General features: G+C 73.7%; 14 protein-coding genes, 1 tRNA gene and 1 pseudogene. 6 read left to right on the top strand and 10 right to left on the bottom strand.

The features are described from left to right. Window positions 1–10: 10 nt before the first annotated feature. The 5 genes from HDR73_RS13060 to HDR73_RS13040 form a co-directional block, all read right to left on the bottom strand. A complete protein-coding gene (locus HDR73_RS13060; RefSeq protein WP_287136461.1) occupies window positions 11–169 on the bottom strand; it encodes a hypothetical protein in 159 nt (52 codons plus the stop codon). Further along, window positions 154–681: an ATP-binding protein gene (locus HDR73_RS13055; protein WP_223842779.1), complete on the bottom strand. Its 528-nt coding sequence runs from the start codon at window positions 679–681 to the stop codon at window positions 154–156. Before HDR73_RS13055 ends, HDR73_RS13060 begins: the two co-directional genes overlap by 16 nt. A 36-nt stretch (window positions 682–717) precedes the next feature. Continuing rightward, a tRNA-Met gene (locus HDR73_RS13050) sits at window positions 718–791 on the bottom strand. Between the two features lie 142 nt (window positions 792–933). Further along, window positions 934–3,885, bottom strand: a complete 2,952-nt coding sequence (locus HDR73_RS13045; protein WP_210432996.1) for a UPF0182 family membrane protein — start codon at window positions 3,883–3,885, stop codon at window positions 934–936. A 127-nt stretch (window positions 3,886–4,012) separates the two neighbouring features. Beyond that, window positions 4,013–5,104, bottom strand: coding sequence for a YlbL family protein (locus HDR73_RS13040; RefSeq protein ID WP_012299224.1), 1,092 nt, complete (start codon window positions 5,102–5,104; stop codon window positions 4,013–4,015). A gap of 213 nt (window positions 5,105–5,317) precedes the next feature. On the opposite strand from HDR73_RS13040, the gene HDR73_RS13035 reads away from it, so the two are divergent. Together HDR73_RS13035 and HDR73_RS16595 are read left to right on the top strand one after the other, a co-directional pair. Further along, window positions 5,318–6,733, top strand: a complete 1,416-nt coding sequence (locus tag HDR73_RS13035; protein ID WP_012299225.1) for a zinc-dependent metalloprotease — start codon at window positions 5,318–5,320, stop codon at window positions 6,731–6,733. Between the two features lie 141 nt (window positions 6,734–6,874). After that, window positions 6,875–7,675: pseudogene (locus HDR73_RS16595) on the top strand (TOMM precursor leader peptide-binding protein); the annotation flags it as partial. On the opposite strand, the gene HDR73_RS13025 reads toward HDR73_RS16595, so the two are convergent. Then, window positions 7,650–9,572 carry an ATP-dependent helicase gene (locus HDR73_RS13025; protein WP_012299227.1) on the bottom strand — a complete coding sequence of 641 codons (1,923 nt, stop codon included), beginning with the start codon at window positions 9,570–9,572 and terminating at the stop codon, window positions 7,650–7,652. The pseudogene HDR73_RS16595 and the gene HDR73_RS13025 sit on opposite strands and share 26 nt — an antisense overlap. A 10-nt stretch (window positions 9,573–9,582) precedes the next feature. Then, on the bottom strand, window positions 9,583–10,536 hold the full coding sequence (nudC, locus tag HDR73_RS13020) for an NAD(+) diphosphatase (RefSeq protein WP_041464585.1): 954 nt from the start codon (window positions 10,534–10,536) through the stop codon (window positions 9,583–9,585). A 140-nt stretch (window positions 10,537–10,676) separates the two neighbouring features. On the opposite strand from nudC, the gene HDR73_RS13015 reads away from it, so the two are divergent. Continuing rightward, the gene (locus HDR73_RS13015; protein WP_012299229.1) at window positions 10,677–11,753 is read left to right on the top strand and encodes a phosphotransferase; all 1,077 of its coding nucleotides are present in this window, start codon (window positions 10,677–10,679) and stop codon (window positions 11,751–11,753) included. On the opposite strand, the gene HDR73_RS13010 is transcribed toward HDR73_RS13015, so the two are convergent. Together HDR73_RS13010 and HDR73_RS13005 are read right to left on the bottom strand one after the other, a co-directional pair. After that, a complete protein-coding gene (locus HDR73_RS13010; RefSeq protein WP_041464586.1) occupies window positions 11,666–14,887 on the bottom strand; it encodes an ATP-dependent helicase in 3,222 nt (1,073 codons plus the stop codon). The genes HDR73_RS13015 and HDR73_RS13010 overlap by 88 nt on opposite strands. Window positions 14,888–14,922: 35 nt before the next feature. Continuing rightward, entirely contained in the window at window positions 14,923–18,192 is a 3,270-nt protein-coding gene (locus HDR73_RS13005; protein WP_012299231.1) for an ATP-dependent helicase, read from the bottom strand. 193 nt (window positions 18,193–18,385) lie between these two features. Here HDR73_RS13005 and HDR73_RS13000 point away from each other — a divergent pair, with 193 nt between their 5' ends. Further along, window positions 18,386–18,610: a DUF3107 domain-containing protein gene (locus tag HDR73_RS13000; RefSeq protein ID WP_012299232.1), complete on the top strand. Its 225-nt coding sequence runs from the start codon at window positions 18,386–18,388 to the stop codon at window positions 18,608–18,610. Window positions 18,611–18,621: 11 nt separating this feature from the next. Then, window positions 18,622–18,909, top strand: coding sequence for a hypothetical protein (locus tag HDR73_RS12995; RefSeq protein ID WP_012299233.1), 288 nt, complete (start codon window positions 18,622–18,624; stop codon window positions 18,907–18,909). Window positions 18,910–18,985: 76 nt separating this feature from the next. On the opposite strand, the gene HDR73_RS12990 is transcribed toward HDR73_RS12995, so the two are convergent. Then, window positions 18,986–19,705, bottom strand: a complete 720-nt coding sequence (locus HDR73_RS12990) for a ferritin-like fold-containing protein (protein ID WP_223842780.1) — start codon at window positions 19,703–19,705, stop codon at window positions 18,986–18,988. A gap of 149 nt (window positions 19,706–19,854) precedes the next feature. On the opposite strand from HDR73_RS12990, the gene HDR73_RS12985 reads away from it, so the two are divergent. Next, a complete protein-coding gene (locus tag HDR73_RS12985; protein ID WP_012299235.1) occupies window positions 19,855–21,417 on the top strand; it encodes a DEAD/DEAH box helicase in 1,563 nt (520 codons plus the stop codon). Window positions 21,418–21,530: the final 113 nt, after the last annotated feature.

Below are 21,530 nucleotides of genomic sequence, written 5' to 3'. Positions count from 1 at the left end.
GGTCCGCCCGCTATTCCGCGAGCAGGTCCATCAGCGCGGCCAGAGCGCGGCGCGCGTCCGCTCCGTCGATGCGATGCGCAGGAGCGCCGTCGCGCCGCAGGGCGCGCACCCGCGCATCGAGCTCGTCGAGGTGCCTCCGACCGCCCGCCCGTGTCAGGGCCTCGTCCACGACCCGGCTGAGCCGCGGGACGGGTCGTGACCCGCGGCCCGCGCCTGCAGGCGTCGCCAGCACTCGTCCAGGGGCACGTCGAGCACGACGTGCGTCACACGGCCGCCCGCGCCGCGCGCCTGAGCAGCCAGACCCGCCAGCTCGTCCTCGTCGTCGAGCAGCTGCGGCACGACGACCGTGCCGCCGTCGCGGACGACGCTCCGCACGATCGCGTGGGCGATGGGCCGGACGATGCGACCGGCCCGACCGAAGTCGTCCGCCCACCCGCCGATGGAGGTGCGGAGCACGTCGATGTCCAGGAGGAACCACCCGGGGCAGGCGTCCACCAGACGCCGGGCGACGTGGGACTTGCCGCTGCCGGGAACGCCGTTGAGGAGGACGACCGCGCCTGCCGTGTGCTCTCCATCTCGCCTCCGTCGCGCCGGCCCCGTCGGAGGCGATCGGGTCCATCCTCGCCGGGGATGCGCGGTCCGCGTGGCGCCGGTCCACCGGACGAGCGTCCGGGAACGCAGAAGGCCCGGTCTCCAGGAGACCGGGCCTTCATCTTGTTGCGGGGGCAGGATTTGAACCTACGACCTCTGGGTTATGAGCCCAGCGAGCTACCGAACTGCTCCACCCCGCGCTACGAGGAATACAATACCAGACCTCTGACGTGCTCATGACCACGGCGGAGCGACAGCCCGGATCCACCACCCGCACGACGACGGCCCCGGCAGCACCCGCATCGCGGGGCCGCCGGGGCCGTGATCGTGAGGCGCTGAGCGCTACTGCTGCTGGCTCAGCTCGTACGCGCGCTGCACCGCCTCGGTGAACCGCTGGTCCGCCTGCGCGGCAGCGACGAGGTCGCCGGACGCGTACGCGGCCTGGCGCTCCTGCAGCGCCGTGTTCGCCGCGTCGAGCGCCGCCTGCACGTCCTGCGCGGGAGCCGCCGGCGATGCGGTCGGCGCGGGCGTGGGCGTGGATCCAGTGCCCCCGTCGGTCGCGCCGTCGGTGGACCCGTCCCCCGCCGCACCGTCCGCGGGCGTCGTGGGCACGACGTCCTCGTCACCGGCGGTGGCACCCGAGTCGCCCTCGAAGATGCTGTCGAGGGCCGCATCGAGCGTGTCCTCGAACGCGATCTTGTCGCCGAACGCCACGAGCACCTTGCGGAGCAGCGGGTAGCTCGTATCGCCCGTTGACCGCACGTACACCGGCTGCACGTACAGCAGACCGCCGCCGACGGGGAGCGTCAGCAGGTTTCCGCGGACCACGCTCGTCCGCCCGCCGCGCTCCAGCAGGTTCAGCTGGTTCGCCACGTTCGTGTCGGAGTTGAAGTTGTTCTGGATCTGCGTCGGCGCCGGGATGGTGTCGTCGTTCGGCAGCGTCAGCAGGCGCAGCTTCCCGTAGTCCGCTGCCTTCTCCCCCGCCGTGCTGCCGGCGTCGGAGTCGACCCCGAGGTAGCCCGTGAGCACGCTCCTCGAGGTGTCCTGCGTGGCAGGTGGGATGAACGTCGAGTAGAGGGAGAACCGCGGGGAGTCCTGACCCGGCATCTGCATCGTCAGGTAGTACGGCGGCTGGAGGCTCGCCGGCGTGCCCGCCTCGGTGGTGGCGGTGGGGTCGTTCGGCGTGGTCCAGAGGTCCTGGTTCGAGTAGATCGAGCCGGGGTCGGTCACGTGGTACTTGCCGAGCACCGCGCGCTGCACCTTGAACATGTCGGCCGGGAAGCGCAGGTGGCTCATGAGCTCGCCCGAGATGTCCGCGATCGGCTTGAGCGTCGACGGGAACACCTTCTGCCACGTCTTGAGGATCGGGTCGTCGGTGTCCCACGCGTAGAGCGTGACCTTGCCGTCGTACGCGTCGACCGTGGCCTTCACCGAGTTGCGGATGTAGTTGATCCGGTCCGTCGGCACGAGCGGCTGCGTCTGCTGCGAGTCGGCGATGAGGCGGCTCATGTCGTTGTGCTGCGAGTACGGGTACTGGTCGCTCGTCGTGTAGCCGTCGACGATCCAGACCACGCGCCCGTCGACGACGCTGGGGTACGGGTCCTTGTCGACCGTGAGGTACGGCGCGACCTTGCCGACGCGCTCCGCCGGGTCGCGGTCGTAGAGGATCTGCGACTGGTCGTTGATCTGGTTGGCCAGGAAGATCTGCTCCGACTGGAACTTGAGGGCGTAGATGAGGCGCTTGAAGACGTTGTCGACCTTCGGCCCGCCGTCGCCCTGGAACGTCGTGTACGTCTCGTCCGCGCCGTCGACGCCGGACGGGTAGTCGAGTTCGACCTTGTCGCCCGACTCGGGGCCGCCGACGATGGAGTAGTCGGGCGAGTCCTCGCCGAAGTACACGCGCGGCTCGAAGTCGCCCAGGTCGCCCGAGGCCGGGATGCCCGACTCGAGGAACACGGGCTGGCCGTCGGAGGTGCGCTGCGTGCCGTACGCCGCCACGAGCGAGTAGCCGTGCGTGTAGACGAGGTGCTGGTTGACCCACGACGTGCCCGTGTTGGTGGGGCTCAGCTCGCGGACCGCGACCACCGTGTCCTGCACGCGGCCGTCGATCTGGTACCGGTCGACGTCGAGGTTGTCGCCGAACTGGTAGTACTGCCGGAACTGCTGCAGCTGGCTGAAGGCGTCGCCCACGACGGCGGGGTCGAGGATGCGGATGTTCGCGGTGGTCGCGGCGTCCTCGCGGAGCGCGCCCGGCGTGGTGTCCGTGGTCGCGTCGTAGGGGATCTCCTCGATGTCCGCGAGGCCGTACGCCGCTCGGGTCGCCTCGATGTTGCGCTCGTAGAAGGGCGATTCGAGCGAGCGCTCGTTCGGCTCGACCTGGAAGCGCTGCACGATGGCCGGGTAGGCCGTGCCGATGAGGATGCTGGCCACGATGAGCCCCGCGGTGCCGATGATGGGCAGGCGCCAGCGGCCGATGGCCGCGGTGATGATGAACATTACGGCGACGACGACGGCGATGCCGGCGAGGATCGTGCGGCCGGGGATCACGGCGTTCACGTCGGAGAACGCAGCACCGGTGAACAGCCCGCCGTTGGCCGTGTTGACCACGGACGAGTACTGGTCGAGCCAGATGCTCACGCCCTGGAGCAGGAAGTAGACGCCAGCCGTGATCGCGATCTGGATGCGCGAGCTCTTCGAGATGCGCACCTCGCGGCCCGTGAACCGCACAGCGCCGTAGAGGTAGCTCGTGGCGAGGACGCCGAGCATGGAGATGATGACGACGGCCGAGGCGAAGCCGACGACCGCGTGGTAGAAGGGCAGCTCGAACAGGTAGAACGACGTGTCGAGCCCGAACTGCGGGTCGGTCGTGCCGGAGGGCGTGCGGTTCAGCCACAGCAGCGTGCGCTGCCAGCCGCTCGAGGCCGAGACGCCGGCGAAGAGGCCGAACACCGCGGGGATCGCGAACATGGCGAGGCGGCGCAGCGGCTCGATGACCTGCTGGTAGCGGTCGAGCTGCGAGTTGAGCTTCGCGTAGACGGGCCGCGAGCGGTACGCGACCTGGATGCTGACGAACACCGGGATCGCCATGGCAAGGAACCCGATGAAGAACAGCGCGATGCCCGCGCCCCACTGCGTGAGCAGCACGCCCAGGTAGCCCAGCTGGTCGTACCAGAGCACGTCCGCGTAGAAGCCGGCGAAGATGAAGAACGCGATCACGAGGGCGGCGATGATGGCCGCGGTGATGGCGAGGGGGGCTCGGCTCCGTCTGGCGGGCCGGGCGGATGTGCTAGTCACAGATGTGCCTCAGAGTCGTAGGACAGCGGAGTCCTCATCCTAGGCGGGGCGGTTGCCAGGTCCCTGCGAGCGATCAGGGGTTCCCGTCTGGTAAGGCGCACCTCTCGTGCACCGGCCGCCGTCGTCCTCAGCAGGTGGGCAGCGCGTCCAGGTCGCCATCCGTGGAGATGGCCGCGAGCGCCGCGAGCGAGTCGTCGAGCGTCGAGACGGAGAAGACGCGCAGGCCGTCGGGGACGTGCCCGCGCACCTCGTCGCAGTTGTCGGCGGGCGCGAGGAAGTACTCGGCTCCCGCGCGCTCGGCGCCGTAGAGCTTCTGCCGGATCCCGCCGATGGGGCCGACGTCGCCGGCCGCGTCGATCGTGCCCGTGCCCGCGATGGCCTTGCCGCCCGTGAGCGAGCCCTCCTCGAGCTTGTCCATGATCCCGAGCGCGAACATCATGCCGGCGCTCGGCCCGCCGACGTCGTCGAGCTGGATGTCGACCTCGAACGGGAACTCGTAGGAGGTGGAGGTGACGATGCCGATGACGGGGCGGCCGTCGCGCTCCGCGGGCGTGACCTCGACCGTGCTCTCCTGGCCGTCGCGCGTGATCCCGAAGGACAGCGGCGTGCTCGTGCCGGCGGCGGCGACGCGCGCCTGGAGGTCGGCGAGGTCGACGACGTCCTGGCCGTCGACCGTGCGGATCGCGTCGCCGGTGCGGAGGGGCCCGGCGGCCGGGGACCCGTCGAGGATGCTCTGCACCTGGAGGGTGCGCGGCACCTGGATGCCGAGCTCGGTGAGGGCCGCCGCGACCGCGTCCTGCTGCGAGTCGGTCATCTGGACCTGGTTCTGGGCGTCGCGCTCTTCCGCGGTCTGCTCGGCGGGGAACACGGCCTCCATCGGCACGACGCTCCGGGTCGGGTCGAGCCAGGCGGAGACCACCGAGAACCAGTCCGGGCGCTGCGCGGGGTTGCCCACGACGCTGACCGTGAGCATGTCGAGCCGACCGTCGGTCGGGTACGTGGTGCGGTCGGGGATGGAGATGAGGGGACGCTCGGTGCCCTCGTGGTCGCTCGTGCCCAGGGTGTCGAACACGGGACCCGGCTGCTCGATGACGTACGGCGACGGCATGAGGCCGAGGGCGAGGGCGAGCACGGCGCCGGTGCCGGCCAGCACGCGGCCGACACGACGGCGGCGCGCAGGCCGGGGTGCGCGGGGGGCGTGCTGGGCGAACAGGCTCATCCGGATGTCCTCGGGTTCGGGGGCGCGTCGGGCCGGGAGGCGGCCGGACGACGGGTGTCGAGGCGGCCCGCTGGCCGCTGTTCGCGGCGGGCGGAAGACGCGAGGGCTCAGCCTAGGCGAATGCGGATGGGTTTCCCGTGGGCGCGGGCTAGCGTGGATCCACCGGCCGCGGCACCGCGATCCGGACCCCCTCGAACCCCCGGGAGACCCTCCATGGCCGACGAGCCCACCCCGAATCCCGAGGACGAGTTCCGGCGCATGCTGGAGCGGTTCCTCGGCGCCGACGGGCAGATCGACCCCGACAAGCTCGCCGGTGCGGCAGGCCTGCCGCAGGACCCGGAGATGGTGCGCCAGCTCCTCGCGCAGCTGCAGGGCGCGCTCGCGAACACCGGCGACGGCGTCGACTGGAAGGTCGCCCGCGAGGGCGCCCGCCAGCTCGCCGCGAAGGACCAGACGCAGGTCACCGCCGCGGCGTCCGCGCCCCTCGACCAGGCGTTCCAGGTCGCCGCGCTCTGGCTCGACGAGGTCACCTACGTCAGCCAGCTCACCGTCGCGCCGCGCCTCATCACCCGCGCGCAGTGGACGGAGCTCACGATGCCCGTGTGGACGCAGCTCGCCGAGCCCGTGGCCCTCAGCATCGCCGACTCGCTCACCGAGGTGCTCCAGCAGAACGCGCCCGAGGAGATGCAGGGCATGGTCGCGGGCGCCGGCCGCATGATGCGGAACCTCGGCGGCACGCTCTTCGCCGTGCAGCTCGGCCAGGTGGTCGGGCGGCTGTCCACCGAGGTGGTCTCGGGCGGCGACGTCGGCATCCCGCTCCTCGACGACCAGCAGGCCGCGCTCCTCCCGCAGAACGTCCAGGCGTTCGGCTCGGGGCTCGACGTCTCCGACGACCAGGTGCAGATCTACCTCGCGGTGCGCGAGCTCGCCCACGCGCGCCTGTTCCGCCACGCCCGCTGGCTGCGGCTGCAGCTCATCTCCTCGATCACGGAGTTCGCGAAGGGCGTGCACATCGACACCGAGCGGCTCGAGTCGCTCGCGGAGGGGTTCGACCCGTCGAACCCGGAGGAGCTCCGCCAGGCGATGGTCGACGGATCCCTCATCCCGCCGAAGACGGAGGCGCAGCTCGCCGCCCTGGCGCGCCTCGAGACCATGCTCGCGCTCATCGAGGGCTGGGTGGACGTGGTCACGGCGGCTGCGACCGTGCGGCTCCCCCGCGCGTCCGCCATCGCCGAGACCGTGCGCCGCCGCCGCGCGACGGGCGGTCCCGCCGAGTCCGCGTTCGCGACGCTCGTCGGCCTCGAGCTCCGGCCCCGCCGCCTCCGCGAAGCCGCGGCCATGTGGCAGGCCGTCTCCGACGGCGTCGGCGCCGAGCAGCGCGACGCGCTCTGGTCTCACCCCGACGTGCTGCCCACCTCCGAGGACATCGACGCGCCGCACGCGCTCGTCGCGCGCCTCACCCAGGACGAGCCCGAGCCCGACGAGGTCGACCAGGCGCTCGAGGACCTGCTAAGCGGATCCGACGCCGGCCGCCCCCTGGAGGACGGCCAGGGTCGGGCGACCGAGCCGGGCGAGATGCCGGGCGACGGTCCGGACGACGCGCCCGGGACGGATCCGCGTCCCGTCTGACGTCCGACCCGCACCCTCCGGAGAGGCTGGCACCGCGACCGCGGTGCCGGCCTCTCGCACGTCGACCCGGCCCCGCATCCCCGCGTCGGGCCTGTGGACGCGCTCCCCGCGAGCCGCGCCCGTCGGGCAATCTCCGCGCCCATGGCCATCCGACTCGATCCCCGTCTCCCGCTCGTCTGGCGCACGCCGGACTCCCTCCAGCTCGGCGTCGACCGCCCGCCCGTGGTGCTGAGCGCCGTGTCGCGGCTCGACGAGCGGCTCCTCGACGCGCTCGTGCACGGCATCAGCCGCGGAGGCCTCGACATGATCGCGGCGACGGAGGGCGCGGGCCCCGCGCACGTCACGCAGCTGCTCGACCTGGTGCGGCCGGCGCTCCTCCCGCCACGCGACGGGGGATCCCCGTCCGGCCTCGATGCCACCACCACCCGCCGGGCGCGGACCGGCCCGGTCGCGGTCGTCGGCGGAGGTGCGACCGCGGATCGCATCGCCGACGCCCTCGCCCGCGCCGGGCACGACGTCGCACCCCGGCGGATGGCCGACGACGCGGACCCGCGCACCGCCCTCGCCGTGATCGTCGCGCACTTCGCCATCGCGCCGGCCGTCTACGGGCGCTGGTCCCGGGAGGACGTGCCGCACCTGCCGGTCGTCCTCGGCGACCGGCACGCCGTCGTCGGGCCGCTGGTCGAGCCCGGACGCACGGTCTGCTGCTACTGCCTCGACCTCGGGCGACGCGACGCGGATCCCGCCTGGCCCGCCATCGCGACCCAGCTGCTCGGGCGCGACAGCGGATCCGAGGCGGGGCTCGTGCCGACGGAGCTCGCCGCCCTCGCCGCGCGGCCCGCCGACCGGCTGCTGACGACGGGCGAGAACGCGCTCGCCACCCACCAGGCGGTGCTCGACGTGCGGTCGGGCCGGATCACGCGCCGCGCTTCGCGCCCCCACCCGCGATGCGGGTGTCGAGCTCTGCCAGGAACCGCGACGGCTCCCGTTGACCCGATCGGTGCGGTCCGCTCCGGCTCCAGGACAGCCGGAGCCCGGACCGCGCGCGGGTGATCCCCACGTAGAGGAGGCGCCGCTCCTCGTCGACCGCCTCGAGCGTCTGCGCGTAGCTGATGGGCACGAGCCCCTCGCTGAGCCCCATCAGGTAGACGTGCTCCCACTCGAGGCCCTTGGCGGAGTGCAGCGTCGCGAGCGTGACCGCGGAGACGGTGGGCTCGTGCTGGCCGGCCTGGCGCTCGAGCAGCTCGTCGGTGAAGGCTCGAAAGGTGCTGCCCGCGGGCATCCGCTCGGCGAGGCCCATGATCGCGTCGAGGGACTCCCAGCGGTCGCGCACGGCGCCCTGCTGCTCGGGCGGCTGCTGGCTCCAGCCGAGGCCGCGGAGCACGTCGCTCACCGACTTGAACAGCGGCTCGCCGGAGATGGAGACGGACGCGCCGCGGAGCGCGAGGAGCGCCTGCTTGATCTCGGGGCGGTCGAAGAAGCGCTGGGATCCGCGCACCTGGTAGCTCACGCCCGCGTCACCGAGCGCCTGCTCGAGCACCGCCGACTGGCCGTTCATGCGGTAGAGCACGGCGATGTCCTCCGGCGCGATGCCCGAGGAGATCTGCTGGGCGATGGCGCCGGCGATGGCCCGGGCCTCGGCGCCGTCCGACGGGAACGCGCTCACCTGCGGCGCGCGGAAGCCCTCGCCGCGGCCGGGCACCGCGGCGGATCCGCGGCCCTTGGTGGCGCGGGCGGAAGACGCGCCCGTGCCGTCGCCGTCGGGATCCGCGTCCGCCGAGACGAGCGTGAGCGCGCCGGGCCGCCCGCGCATCAGCCGGTTCGCCGCCTCCGTGATGCCCGAGGTCGACCGGTAGTTCCGCTCCAGCCGCACGACGGTGGCCTCGGGGAAGCGCGACGCGAAGTCGAGGAGGTACGCGCTCTTGGCGCCCGCGAACGAGTAGATGGTCTGGCTCGCGTCGCCGACCACGCAGAGGTCGCGGCGGTCGCCCATCCAGAGGTCGAGGATCGTCTGCTGCAGCGGCGAGACGTCCTGGTACTCGTCGACCACGAAGAAGCGGTACTGCTCGCGCACCTGCTGTGCGACCCAGGGCTCCGCCTCGATCATGCCCGCGGTGGCGAGCAGCACGTCCTCGAAGTCGAGCTGGCGGCGCTGGTCCTTGATGTCCTCGTAGGCCTGGAGCAGCGCCACGGCCTGGTCGGCGTCGAGCTGCGGGGGCAGCGTCCGGCTCGTGCGCGCGGCGAGGCCGTACTCCTCGACGGAGATCATCGAGACCTTGCGCCACTCGACCTCGGCGGCCATGTCGCGGAGGGCGGCGGTGTCGAGGCGGAGGCGGAGGGACTCGGCGGCGTGCCCGAGCATGCGCCCCTTGCTCTCGATGAGACGAGGCATGGTGCCGCCGACCACCTGCGGCCAGAAGAAGTTGAGCTGCTTGAGGGCCGCGGCGTGGAAGGTGCGGGCCGCGACGGGACCGGCGCCGAGCTCGCGCAGGCGCCCCCGCAGCTCGGCCGCGGCGCGCGACGTGAAGGTCAGCGCCATCACGCGGTTGGGCGGGTAGACGCCCGCCTGGATCCCGTAGGCGATGCGGTGCGTGATGGCCCGCGTCTTGCCGGTGCCGGCGCCCGCGAGGACGACGACGGGGCCGAGGAGCGCCTGCGCGGCGAGGCGCTGCTGGTCGTCGAGGGCCTCGAGCAGGGACTCCGCGGACGGCGCCTCGACCTCGACCTCGTCCGCGGTCGCGGTAGCGGGGCCGAGGGAGACGGGAGCCGGCAGGGCGCCGGGCGCAGCGGACCCGTAGGGGTCGCGCCCGGGCGTGCCGGGGACGAGCTGGTCGGTCACGATCGGCGGATCACCACTCCCGCTCGCCGTCCTCGAGGGGCCCGCCGTACCACTCCTCGATGATGGCGCGCGCGATGGACGACGGGCCCGGCAGCGCGATCTCGCCGAGCGACGCGCGGAGCTCCTCGCGGCTGAACCAGCGCAGGTCGATGATCTCGACGCCGTCGGGCGTCGCGGGCCCGCTGGTGGCAGAGACGCGCGCGAGGAAGCCGACCATCACGGACGCGGGGAACGGCCACGGCTGGCTGCCCAGGTAGTGGGGATCCTCGACGGTGACGCCGGACTCCTCGAGCACCTCGCGCTTCACCGCCGCCTCGAACGACTCCCCCGGCTCGACGAAACCCGCGAGCAGCGAGTAGCGGTCGCCGCCCCACATGGCGTTGGCGCCGAGGAGCAGGCGGTCGTCCGCATCGACGACGCCCATGATCACCGCGGCGTCGGTCCGCGGGAAGACCTGCGAGCCGTCGGAGGGCGCGCGCCGCACCCAGCCGCCCTGCTCGACGACGGTCGGCTCGCCCGTCTTCGGCGAGAAGGGGTGGGAGGCGTGCCAGTTCGCCGTGGCGAGCGCGCCCGTGAACAGGGCGGCATCGCGGTCGTCGAGCTGCGTCGCGGTCGTGCGCAGCTCCAGCCAGCGCTCCTCGGCGGGCGCGAGCTCAGCCGCCGCGGCGTCCGTGAGGACCGCGGCGACGACGGGCGTGCCGACCGGCTCGCCCTCGTGCGCGATGGTGCTGCGGCCGAGGTAGATGCGCACGGTCGCGGCGGTGACGCGGTCCACCGGCAGCAGGTCGAGCGCGGCGCGGCCGTCGGCGACGGAGCCCAGCGCGCGGTGTCCGTGCAGGGCGAGGACGCGGGTGGCGGGATCCGCCCACAGCTCGTCGAAGAGAGCGGGCGAGTCGCGGTGCAGGCCGTCGCGGTCGACGCCCTCGCGGGACAGGGGCAGGCGGGAGAGGAAGCTGTCGAGCACGGGTGACCAATCGACTTCGGGGGCGGACGGGCCGAAGGGCAGAGACGGCGGTGCCGATGGTCCGCCCACGGTGCGCGTGTGGGGCCGGAAGCGCGTGGCGCGGTGAGACGGAGGGCTCCCAGCGACCTAACCTGTAAGGCATGGCCAGATCCCACCTCACTCTAGCCGCGTTGGCGACCTCGGCCGTCTCCGGGCTCGACGTGGTCCGCAGCACCCCCTTCACGGCCGGCGGCGCGGGCGACTTCGACTCCGCGCTCCTCACCACGAAGGACGGCCGCGAGCTCCTCGTGCGCGTCCCGACCACGCAGGCCGCCGAGTCCGAGCAGTCCGCCGACCTCGTGGCGCTCCGGGCGCTGAGCACCGGGATCCGCTCGCGGCTGCCGTTCCAGGTGCCGGAGTTCCTGGGGCAGGCGGCCATCAAGCCGACCCGCGGCTTCGTCTACGGGCACGTGCCCGGCCGCGTGATCTCGCTCGACGAGATCCCCGCCGGCGACGGCCTCGCGCGCTCCATCGGCGCCGCCGTCTCCGCCGTGCACAGCCTGCCGACCGGCTTCGTCGCCGACGCGGGGCTGCCCGTGCTCTCGGCCGCGGAGATCCACAGCCAGACCGCGGCGCTCATCGACCGGGCCGCGGCCACCGCGCTCGTGCCGAGCCTGCTGCTCAGCCGCTGGGAGGAGGCGCTCGACGACCAGTCGCTCTGGCAGTTCCAGCCCGCGGTCGTCAACGGCGCCGTGCAGGCCTCCTCGTTCCTCGTCGACGGCGACGACGTGACCGGCATGATCGGCTGGTCGGAGCTCCGCGTGGCCGACCCCGCGCACGACCTGCACTGGGTGCTGGGCGCGCGCGCCGAGCACGTGGCCGAGAGCGTCTTCCGCGCCTACAACCAGGCGCACCATGTGACGGTGGACCGCCAGCTCAAGCAGCGCGCGCTCCTCTACGCGGAGCTCGAGATCGCCCGCTGGCTGCTGCACGGGACGGACACGCGCAACCAGGGCATCATCGACGACGCCGTCAACATGCTCAGCGCACTCGTCGACACGGTGCGCGCCGACGAGGGCCAGCGCATCGCACACGAGACGCTGCCCGTGATGGACGTCGACCAGGTCGAGGAGATGCTCGACTCCCGGCCTCAGCCCACCGTCTCCCCCGACGGCGCGCGCGACGCGTCGGGCGTGCGCGCGCCCGACCAGAGCGCCACGAGGTCCTCCTCGGAGTAGAGCCGCTCCGGCTTCAGCGACCGGTCGTCCGCCACGAAGTAGAACTCCGCGTCGATGAGGTCGGGGTCGATGCCCCGCCACTTCGCGAACGCGAGGCGGTAGAGCGCGAGCTGGAGCTGCTTGAGCTCGAGGTCGGCCGCGTCCTTCGGGGTGCGCCCCGTCTTCCAGTCGACGACGCGGTAGCGGCCGTCGATGAGGAACACGGCGTCGATCTTGCAGATGACGACCTGGCCGGCGAGCTCCATGTGGATCTCTACCTCTACCTCCTCGGGCTTCCGGCTGGCCCACTCGCTGGCCTCGAAGATGGCGCGCAGCCGGTCGAGGTCCTCCTGCTCCACGGGCGGCTCGGTCGGATCCGCGTCGAGCTCGACCCCGGACGCGTCGATGACGTCGGACGTGCCCGCGGGCCCGTAGCGCGCCTCGACCCAGCCGTGGAAGAGCGTGCCGAGCCGGGTCTGCCGGTAGGGCCGCTCGGGCATGGGGCGACGCAGGCGCGCGGCGACGCCCGCCGGGTCGCTCACGAAGTCCTTGAAGCGCGACGCGGGGATGCGCGTGGGCAGGTCGACGAGCTCCGCGTCGCGGGCGCGGGCGTCGCGCTCGGCGAGGAGCAGGTCGATGTCGCGGGTCCAGACGGTCTCCGCGTCCGGATCCGCGCCGGCCACGGCCCCGGCTGCCGCGCGCACGCGGGCCTCGCGCGGCCCGAGCGGGGGCAGCGGCCAGGCGACGCGCGCGGATCCGGGCTCGAGCGGGTTCTCCTCGAGCTCGGGCGCCTCGGGCAGGGCGTCGGGCGCGATGAGGCCCACCTGCTGGATCTCGCGGAGGAACGCCCCCGGCCCGCGCGGCTTCTGCTGCGTCGACCAGAAGGAGCCGCTGAGGAGCAGATCCGACCGGGTGCGCGTGATCGCGACGTACGCGAGGCGCCGCTGCTCGGCCGCGTTCCGCTCCTCGAGCTCCTCGCCGAACGCCTCCATCGCCTCGGCGAACTCCTTCTGCGTCTCCACGCCGCGCCAGGCGAGCGACGGCAGCTCGGCGGAGTCGCCGCGGAACTCGAAGGGCAGCGCGCCGAACGCGACCCAGCCCTTCTTCTCCCGCAGCGTGCCGGGCAGCTCGCCCTCGACCATGCGGGGCACCGCGACGACGTCCCACTCGAGGCCCTTGGAGCCGTGGATGGTGAGGATCTGCACGGTGCCGGGCTCCGGCTCCTCGGTGCGCGGCGCGAGGTTGTCGCGCCGCTCGGCCTCCGCGAGCCAGGCGAGGAACGGGCCGAGCGTGCCGGCGGAGTCGCCCTGGAGGTAGCCGGCCACCTGCTCGGTGAAGGCCTCGAGGCTCGCGCGGCCGAGCGGATCCGTCTCGTTGGCGGCCACCTCGATGTCGAGCAGCAGCTCCTGCTGGACGACCGTGACGAGGTCCACCAGGTCGAGCCCGACGCGGGACCGCAGCACCTGCAGCTGGCGGCCGGCGGCGCGGAGGCGCGCGAGGCCCTCGTCGCTGAAGCCGGCGAGCGCCGTGTGGCCGTCGCGGGCGCCGACGACGAAGTCGAGCGCGTCGACGACGGATCCGACCTCGTCGGGCACCACGGAGGCCCGCAGGCCGTCGCGCACCTCCTCGGCGAGCGGCTTCTGCGCGTGGTCGCGGGACATGAGCCAGGAGGCGACGCGGGACAGCGCGTGCACGTCCTTCGTGCCGATGCGCCAGCGCGCGCCGGTGAGGAGGCGCACGAGCTCGCTGCCCGCGGTGGGGTCGTGCAGCACGCGGAGCACGCACACCAGGTCGACCACGGCGGGCTGGTCGAGGAGCCCCCCGAGCCCGAGCACGCGGAACGGGACGCCCCGGTCGGCGAGCGCCGTCGTGAACGGCTCGATGGTCTTCAGCGAGCGGCACAGCATGGCGGCCGAGCGGGGACGGCCGTCGGATCCGGTCTGCCGCAGCAGGTCGGCGAACCACGCGGCGACGCTCGCGGCCTCGTCGGCGATGGTCTCCTCGTAGGCGACGTCGAGGTGCCCGTCGCCCGCGTCGGGGCGCGGTTCGAGGCGCGCGACGGGGATCCGCGATGCGGCCGTGAGCGGCTCGACGATGCGGTTCGCGGCGCCGAGCACGGACGCCGGGTTCCGCCAGCTGGTCGAGAGCGCGTACACCGGCACGTCGGCGGCGGATGCACCGGCAGGCGCGAAGTCGGCGCCGAAGCGCGCGAGGTTCGCCGCGCTCGCGCCGCGCCAGCCGTAGATGGACTGGTGCGGATCCCCCACCGCCATGACGGGCGTGCCGCCGAACAGCGTCGAGAGGAGCCGGGTCTGCACGACCGAGGTGTCCTGGTACTCATCGAGCAGCACGACGCGGAAGCGCTTCCGGTGCTCGGCGACGACCTGCGGCACGCGCTCGCAGATCGCGAGCGCGAACGCGACCTGGTCGCTGTACTCCACGAGCCCGCGCCGGGTCTTCTCCTCCTGGAACCGCACGGCGAGGTCGACGAGCGGCGGCAGCGCGCCCACGGAGGCGACCGCGTCGGCGGCCGGGGCCTTCCTGATGCGGGCGGATCCGAACGGGAGCTCCGCGAGCCCCGTGAACGACCCGGCGAGGCGCACGACCTCGGCCGGATCCGCGACGTTCTCGCTCATCGCGCGGCTGAGGGAGATGACGGCCTGCGTGATGGGATCCACGCCGCGCCCGAGCTCGAGCAGCCGCGGGTCGGTGCTGTCGACGACGAGGCGACGCGCCAACTGCCACGCGGACGCCTCCGTGAGGACGACCGACTCCGCCTCGCGGCCGATGAGGGTCGCGCTGTCGCGGAAGATGCCGTTGGCGAACGCGTTGTAGGTCTGGACGGTGGGCGTGGCGAAGGCATCCGCGGGCACGGCCGCGAGTCCCGCCTGCTGGAGCTGCTCGATGCGCGCGCGGATCCGCACCCCGAGCTCCCCCGCGGCCTTGCGCGTGAAGGTGAGGCCGAGGATCTCCTCGACCCCGACGTGCCCGTTGGCCAGCAGCCAGACGACGCGGCTCGCCATCGTCTCGGTCTTGCCGCTGCCCGCGCCCGCGACGACGAGGCCGGGCTCCAGCGGCGACTCGATGACGCGCCGCTGCTGCTCGGTGGGGCTCGGCAGGCCGAGCGTCTCCGCGATGCGCTGCGCGCTGATCATGTTGCCGTGAGCCCCACCGGTCGTGCCGACGCCGCTCACGCGGACACCGCCCGGACGAGGTGGATGCGGTACCGCCGGGCCGATCCCGGATCGCGCTCCCCCAGGTCCGGCGTGCCGTCGAAGGTCGCGCCCGCCATGCCCTCCGCGGCCTCGGCGATGCGCGCGCGGAACCCGTCGAGCTCCTCGCGCGTGAGCGGCTCCTGCGGCAGCTCGCGGTACGGCAGGCCGCGCGTGCCGCCCGAGACGTACAGCAGCTTCGCGCCGCCCGACGGCGCCTCGGCGGGCACCTGCTCCAGGGAGCCCTCGGTGAAGGCGAGCTGGTAGGAGCCGAGCTGCGCGTGCGCCGGGATCTCGGCGCGGGTCGGGTAGTGGCGTCCGGTCTTGAGGTCGACGATGACCACCGCACCCTCCTTCGTCAGCTCGATGCGGTCGATCTTCCCGCGCAGCCGCGCCACGCCCACCTCGAGCTCGAAGCCGCCCTCGGCCGCGAGCATGCGCCCGCCGTCGGCGGCGAAGTCGCGGAGGTAGCCGCTGACGCCCGCGATCAGCTCGCCCGCCTGCCGCCGCTCGCGCTCGCCCACCCACGGCGACTCGAACGGCAGCTCGCCCCAGCGCGCGTCGAGGCGGGCCTCGAGGGCGGGCGGACGGAGGTCGGCGTCGGGATCGAGGCTCGCCTCCTCCATGACGGCGTGCACGATGGTGCCGATGCCCATGGCGGTGCTCGTGGATCCGCCGGACGCCTGGTCGATGAACCAGTTGAGCGGCGACCGCTCGAAGGCCTCGAGCCGCGACGGCGAGACGGGCACGCGGGCCTCGGGGTCGGTCAGGTCGACGACGGGCTCGGTGGTGGAGGGCTCGCGCAGGCCGTACCACTCGGCCGGATCCGCGCCCGTCACGCCCTCCGCCGCGAGCCGGGCCAGGGCGGACGCGGCGGCGAGACCGCGCTCGCGGGTCGCGTCGGCCGGCCGCCGTGCCGTCCGGTCGCCGGACACGACGCGCCCGTCGTCGAGGAGCACGGCGTCGCGGTGCACGACCGCCAGCTCGCGCCGGAGCGCGCCGACGAGCCCGCGGAGCGAGAGCGGGTGGTCCGGCCGGATCCGCAGCGCGGCCGGCGCGTCCTTCGCCACGCGGCCCGCCTCGGCCCCGGCCTCCGCCTCCGCTTGGCCGGGCGCGGGCGGCACGAGGCGCAGGAACGGCGACGGCGCCTCCTCGTCGTTGGCGGTGGCGCTGAGGACCACGACGCGGGACGCGCGGGAGACGGCGAGCGCGAGCATCCGCAGCTCGTCGCCGAGGACCTCGGCGCGCTCGTCGACGTCGGCCCCGTCGAGGCCGCGCGCGACGGCGGAGAGGCGCGGGGGGTGGAGCAGGGATCCGCGCAGCCGCAGGTTCGGCCACACGCACTCCTGGAGCGCGGCGACCGCGACTACCTCGTACCCGGCGCCGACCACCGCGGACGGCGTGGCGACGAGGACGGTGTCGGCGAGCGGCTGGGGCGACAGCGTGTCCTCGGGCACCTCGGCGCCGAGCAGCTCCTCGACGAAGTCGGACGCGGGACGGCCCGGGTTCCGCTCGACGAAGCGCCGCGCGGCCGTGAAGAGCGCGACGACGCCGTCGAGGTCGCGGTTCGCCTGGTCGGCGACGATCCCCGTCTGCAGCGCCTGCTCGAACCACGGCGTCGCCAGCCCCGAGCCCTCCCACAGGTGCCAGAGCAGCTCCTCGATCGTGCCGTCGGCGGCTGCCAGCTCGCGGGCCCCCTGCAGCGTGCGGGCGAGCCGTGCGAGGCGACGCGCGGGCGCGAGGTCGAGCGTCTCGAGCCGGCCGGGCGCGGCGAGGGCCTCGACGAGGAGCTCGTCGCTCGACCGGTGGCCGTCGCCCGCGAGCTCCTCCTGGCGCATCGCGAGCCGGAGCCTGCGGAGCTGGACCCCGTCGAGGCCGCCGAGCGGACCCGTGGCGAGCTCCGCCGCGATGTCCGGCGTGAGCGGCACGCGACCGAGCACGACGTCGACCGCGCGGATGAGCGCGAGCGCGGCGAGGTCGTCGCGGAGCGCGCGCCCGGCGACGGCCGTGCGCGTGGGCACCTCGGCGGTCGCGAGGCTGCGGGCGACCTGGGGCACGAGGGATCCGGACCGCACGAGCACGACCATGCGCGCCCACGGCACCCCGCCCAGCAGGTGCTCCTCGCGGAGACGCCGCGCGAGGCGGGCGAGCTCGAGGGCGCGCGTCGGCGCCTCGATGACCTGGATCGGGTCGGCGTCGTCGACGAGGCCGGGCGCGGATCCCGCCTGCCGCTGCCGACCCGCGCCCGCCGCGCCGATGCGCGCGGTGACGGCCGAGGTGAGTGCCCGGAGCGCGGGCGGCTGGCGGTGCACCCGGTCGAGCACGAGCGTGCGGAGGCCGGGCAGTCCGAGCACGGTGGAGAGGCGGCCGAGCGCGGACGCCTCCGCCCCGCGGAAGGTGGCCGCCGCCACGTCCGGGTCGCCGAACGCGATGACGTCCGCGCCGCGCGCCGCGAGCGCCCGGAGGAGGGAGAGGGTCGCGACGGTCGCCTCGTGCAGGTCGTCGGCGACGACCAGCCGGATCCCCGTAAGCGCCTCCCCGCGCGACACGAGCAGCACGGCCTCGGCGAGCAGCTCCGCGCTGTCGAGGTGGTCACCGCGGAAGGAGTCGACGACGTCCTCGTACTCGCGGGCGAACTCCGCCGCGGCGATCCACTCGGGCACGTCGTGCGCGCGGCCGAGCTCGGCGAGGGCATCCGGCCGCACGCCCTCCTCTGTGGCGCGCATGAGCAGCTCGCGGAGCTCCGTGCGGAAGGCGCGGAGCCGCCGCACCTCGACGCCGAGCGGATCCGGCCACGCGGGCCCCGTGCCCAGCTCCTCGTGCCCAGCGAGGAGGTCGGCGATGATCTGGTCCTGCTCGGCGCCCGTGAGCAGCCGCGGCGGCTCGGTGCCCGTCTCGGCGGCGCGGCGCGCGAGCACCTCGAACGCGACGGAGGTGGCGGTGCGCGCGAGCGGCCCGAGCGTGGGCACCCCGACCCGGAGCGCGAGCTCGTCGCGGAGGCGCGTGGCGGCGGCGCGCGACGGGGCGAGCACCAGCACCTCGGCGGGGTCGAGCCCCTGCGCGAGGATCCGCTCGGCGACGAGCTCCCGCAGGGTCGTGGTGCGGCCCGAGCCCGGCGCGCCGATGACGGCCGCGCTCACGCCCACCGGCAGCTCGACGACGGCGCGCTGCGAGGGGTCCAGCTCCACCGCGGGCACCTGGCCGTCGGCGGCGGAGGCGGGCGGCTGGCGGAATCCCCTGATGGTCACGCGCCCACGCTACCGGCGGCCCCCGACGGCGGCGGATCCGCGGATCGGCATCCGACGCGCGTGCACCCCGCGTCCGCCGCGAGCCCGCCGCACGCCCGCCCGTCCGCCCTCAGTGAACGCCGCCGGGCCGCGCATGCGGGTGCCCTAGCCTGAGGGGGCACCGTCGCATCCGACGCATCGAAAGGCACCTCCCGTGGAAATCCGTATCGGCCTCGTCAACACCGCCCGCGAGCTCTCCTTCAGCACCAAGCAGACGCCCGAGGAGGTCCAGCGGACCGTCACGGACGCCGTCCGCGACTCCTCCCCCTTCATCTCCTTCACCGACGACAAGGGCGCCACGCACCTCGCCGTCACCGCCCACCTCGCCTACGTGGAGCTCGGCAGCGCCGACGCCCCGCGCATCGGCTTCGTCCGCTAAGCCCGACTCCCGTGGAGCTCCTGTTCGTCGCACTCTTCGGCGCCCTCATCGGGCTCGTGGCGCGCTACGCGCTCCCCCACCGCGCCACGCACGGAGCGCTGCTCGTCCCCGCCGTCGGCACCATCGCGGCCATGGTCGCGTGGGTGGCCCTCACCTGGGCCGGTCTCCGCTGGGACCAGGGCGTCATCTGGATCGCGACGCTCGCTATCTCAGCGCTGGTCGCCGCGGGCGTCGACATCGTGGTCGGGCGCCGGCGGTCCTCCGCGGACGCCCGCGACCTGGCCGCCATCGGCGGCTGAGCGCACCCGCATAACACGACGCCCGGTCCCGTCGAGGGGCCGGGCGTCGTGCGCCGGCCGGAGACGGCGGCGGGCGTCAGGCCGTGAGCCCGAGCGCGTCCATCCGCCGGGTGTGCGCCGTGATGATTCCCGCGAACACGGGCTCCAGGTGCACGCGCGCGTCGTCGGGGTCGGCGAGGGACGCGCGCATCGCCGTCCCCGCGACCAGGAGCGTGTCGCCGACGAGCCGGCGACCCCACATGGCGAGGCGCGATGCGAGGCGCGGGTCGCGGCGGATCCCGGCGCGCACCGCGTCGACGATGCCCTGCTGCCCCACGCCCGACGACAGGAGCACGACGACGCGCTGGCGCTGGTCCGACGGGAGCCCCGAGGCGAGGCGCACGAAGAAGTCGTCGAGGAGCCCCGTGGTGATGTAGGCGGAGAGCAGGCACTCGTACCAGTCGGCGCCCGCGACGGTGGCGGTGAACCGGTCGAACGCGGCGCGGTGCGGCTCCATGACGACGCTCGGGTCGCCGTCCTGCCGCTTGATCTCGGCGGCGAGCGCCTGGTGCTTGCCGAGCGCGATGCCGGCGGCCGTGGAGACGGCCTCCTTGCCGGCGAGGTCGGGCGCCTCGGTGACCGCACGCGACAGCGTCTCGAAGACGGTGAGCTGCAGGTACGCGACGGCGCCGAGGAAGCGGAGGGTGTCGGGCGAGAAGTCGTCCACGCTGACGGTCGTCGCCTGCGATCGACGCTTCGACTCGCCGCGGGACCTGACCCGGGGCGCCTCGATCGTCGTCGACCGGCGTCCGAACATCTTGAGCACGTGGCCAGTGTAAAGGGCGGCGGAGGGGGTCTTCGGGCCCCGGCCCGCTAAACTCCCCCGTGGTCCCTCAACGGAAGGGCCCCATCGCGCCCGCAAAGAAGCAGTCCGGGCGTGGACCGCACCGCTAGACAGGGCACAACGTGACTTTCACCGAACTGAACATCGACGAGGACATGGTGCAGGCGCTGGCCGACCACGGCATCCTCGAACCCTTCCCCATCCAGGAGCAGACCATCCCCCTGGCGCTCTCCGGCCAGGACATCATCGGCCAGGCCAAGACGGGCACCGGCAAGACCTTCGGCTTCGGCCTCCCGCTCATCCAGCGGCTCGGCCTCACCCCCGAGCCCGGCGTGCAGGCCCTCGTGGTCGTGCCGACGCGCGAGCTCGCCGTGCAGGTCACCGAGGACCTGCAGATCGCCACCAAGCACCGCGCCACCACGGTCGTCTCCATCTACGGCGGCAAGGCGTACGAGGGACAGATCGAGCAGCTCAAGGCCGGCGCGCAGATCGTCGTCGGCACGCCGGGCCGTCTCCTCGACCTCGTGGGCCAGCGCCTGCTCTCGCTCAAGTACGTGCGCGAGATGGTGCTCGACGAGGCTGACAAGATGCTCGACCTCGGCTTCCTCTCCGACATCGAGAAGCTCTTCGCGCAGACCCCGGCCGTGCGCCACACGATGCTGTTCTCGGCCACCATGCCGGGCCCGATCGTCGCGCTCGCCCGCCGCTTCATGACGAAGCCGATCCACATCCGGGCCACGGACCCCGACGAGGGCCTCATGCAGGCGAACATCCGCCACCTCGTCTACCGCGCGCACAACATGGACAAGGACGAGGTCATCGGCCGCATCCTCCAGGCCGAGGGCCGCGGCAAGACCGTGATCTTCACGCGCACCAAGCGCGCCGCCGCCCGGCTCGTCGAGGAGCTCAACGACCGCGGCTTCAACGCCGCCGCCGTGCACGGCGACCTCAACCAGGAGCAGCGCGAGCGCGCCATGGCTGCGTTCAAGGCGGGCAAGAAGGACATCCTCATCGCCACCGACGTGGCGGCGCGCGGCATCGACGTGCTCGACGTCACCCACGTCATCAACCACACCATCCCCGAGGACGACAAGGCGTACCTGCACCGCGTCGGGCGCACCGGCCGCGCGGGCAAGACGGGCATCGCCGTCACGTTCGTCGACTGGGACGACCTGCACAAGTGGGCGCTCATCAACCGCGCCCTCGAGTTCGGCCAGCCGGAGCCCACCGAGACGTACTCGTCCTCGCCGCACCTGTTCACCGACCTCGACATCCCGGCCGGATCCAAGGGCCGCCTCCGCGCGACCCCCACGGTCAACCCCGACGGCACGCCGCGCGAGCGCCCGGGCAGCCGCGGCGGCGACTCGGGTCGCGACGGCGGCCGCGGCGGAAGCCGTGACGGCGGACGCGGCGGCGACCGGGGCGGGGACCGCTCGGGCGGACGCTCGTCGTCGTCCTCCTCCACCTCCACCTCCTCCGGGGGCGGCGACCGCGACCGCTCGCGCAGCCGCAGCACGTCGACCGCCTCGGCCACCGCACCCGCGGACGCGACCGCGACGATCGGCAGCGAGCAGCCGAACACGGCGGGCGGCCACGACGCGCCCCACGCCGACGGCCAGACCCGCCCGCGCTCGCGCAACCGCCGTCGCCGCTCGGGCGGCGATCGCCCGACCGCGACGTCCTAGCTGTACTCGGCCATGACGTTGGTGACACTTCGGGGCGTGTGAAGAGGCCTCCTGGCTTGATGGAGCTGTTCAGTTCAACCATCGCCAGGAGGCCTCGATGTCCCACGGTAATG

Origin of the sequence: Clavibacter sp. (genome assembly GCF_014802555.1) — a bacterium.
Classification (GTDB): Bacteria; Actinomycetota; Actinomycetes; order Actinomycetales; family Microbacteriaceae; genus Clavibacter; species Clavibacter sepedonicus.
The sequence above is the reverse complement of the archived record's forward strand: the minus strand, read 5'-3'. Positions and strand labels throughout refer to the sequence as shown.

What these genes read in the sequence shown, in the direction of transcription:
- HDR73_RS13040 (WP_012299224.1), bottom strand. Translation starts at nt 5,104, where the DNA reads ATGAGCCTGTTCGCCCAGCACGCCCCCCGCGCACCCCGGCCTGCGCGC.
- HDR73_RS13035 (WP_012299225.1), top strand. Translation starts at nt 5,318, where the DNA reads ATGGCCGACGAGCCCACCCCGAATCCCGAGGACGAGTTCCGGCGCATG.
- HDR73_RS13015 (WP_012299229.1), top strand. Translation starts at nt 10,677, where the DNA reads ATGGCCAGATCCCACCTCACTCTAGCCGCGTTGGCGACCTCGGCCGTC.
- HDR73_RS13010 (WP_041464586.1), bottom strand. Translation starts at nt 14,887, where the DNA reads ATGATCAGCGCGCAGCGCATCGCGGAGACGCTCGGCCTGCCGAGCCCC.
- HDR73_RS12990 (WP_223842780.1), bottom strand. Translation starts at nt 19,705, where the DNA reads ATGTTCGGACGCCGGTCGACGACGATCGAGGCGCCCCGGGTCAGGTCC.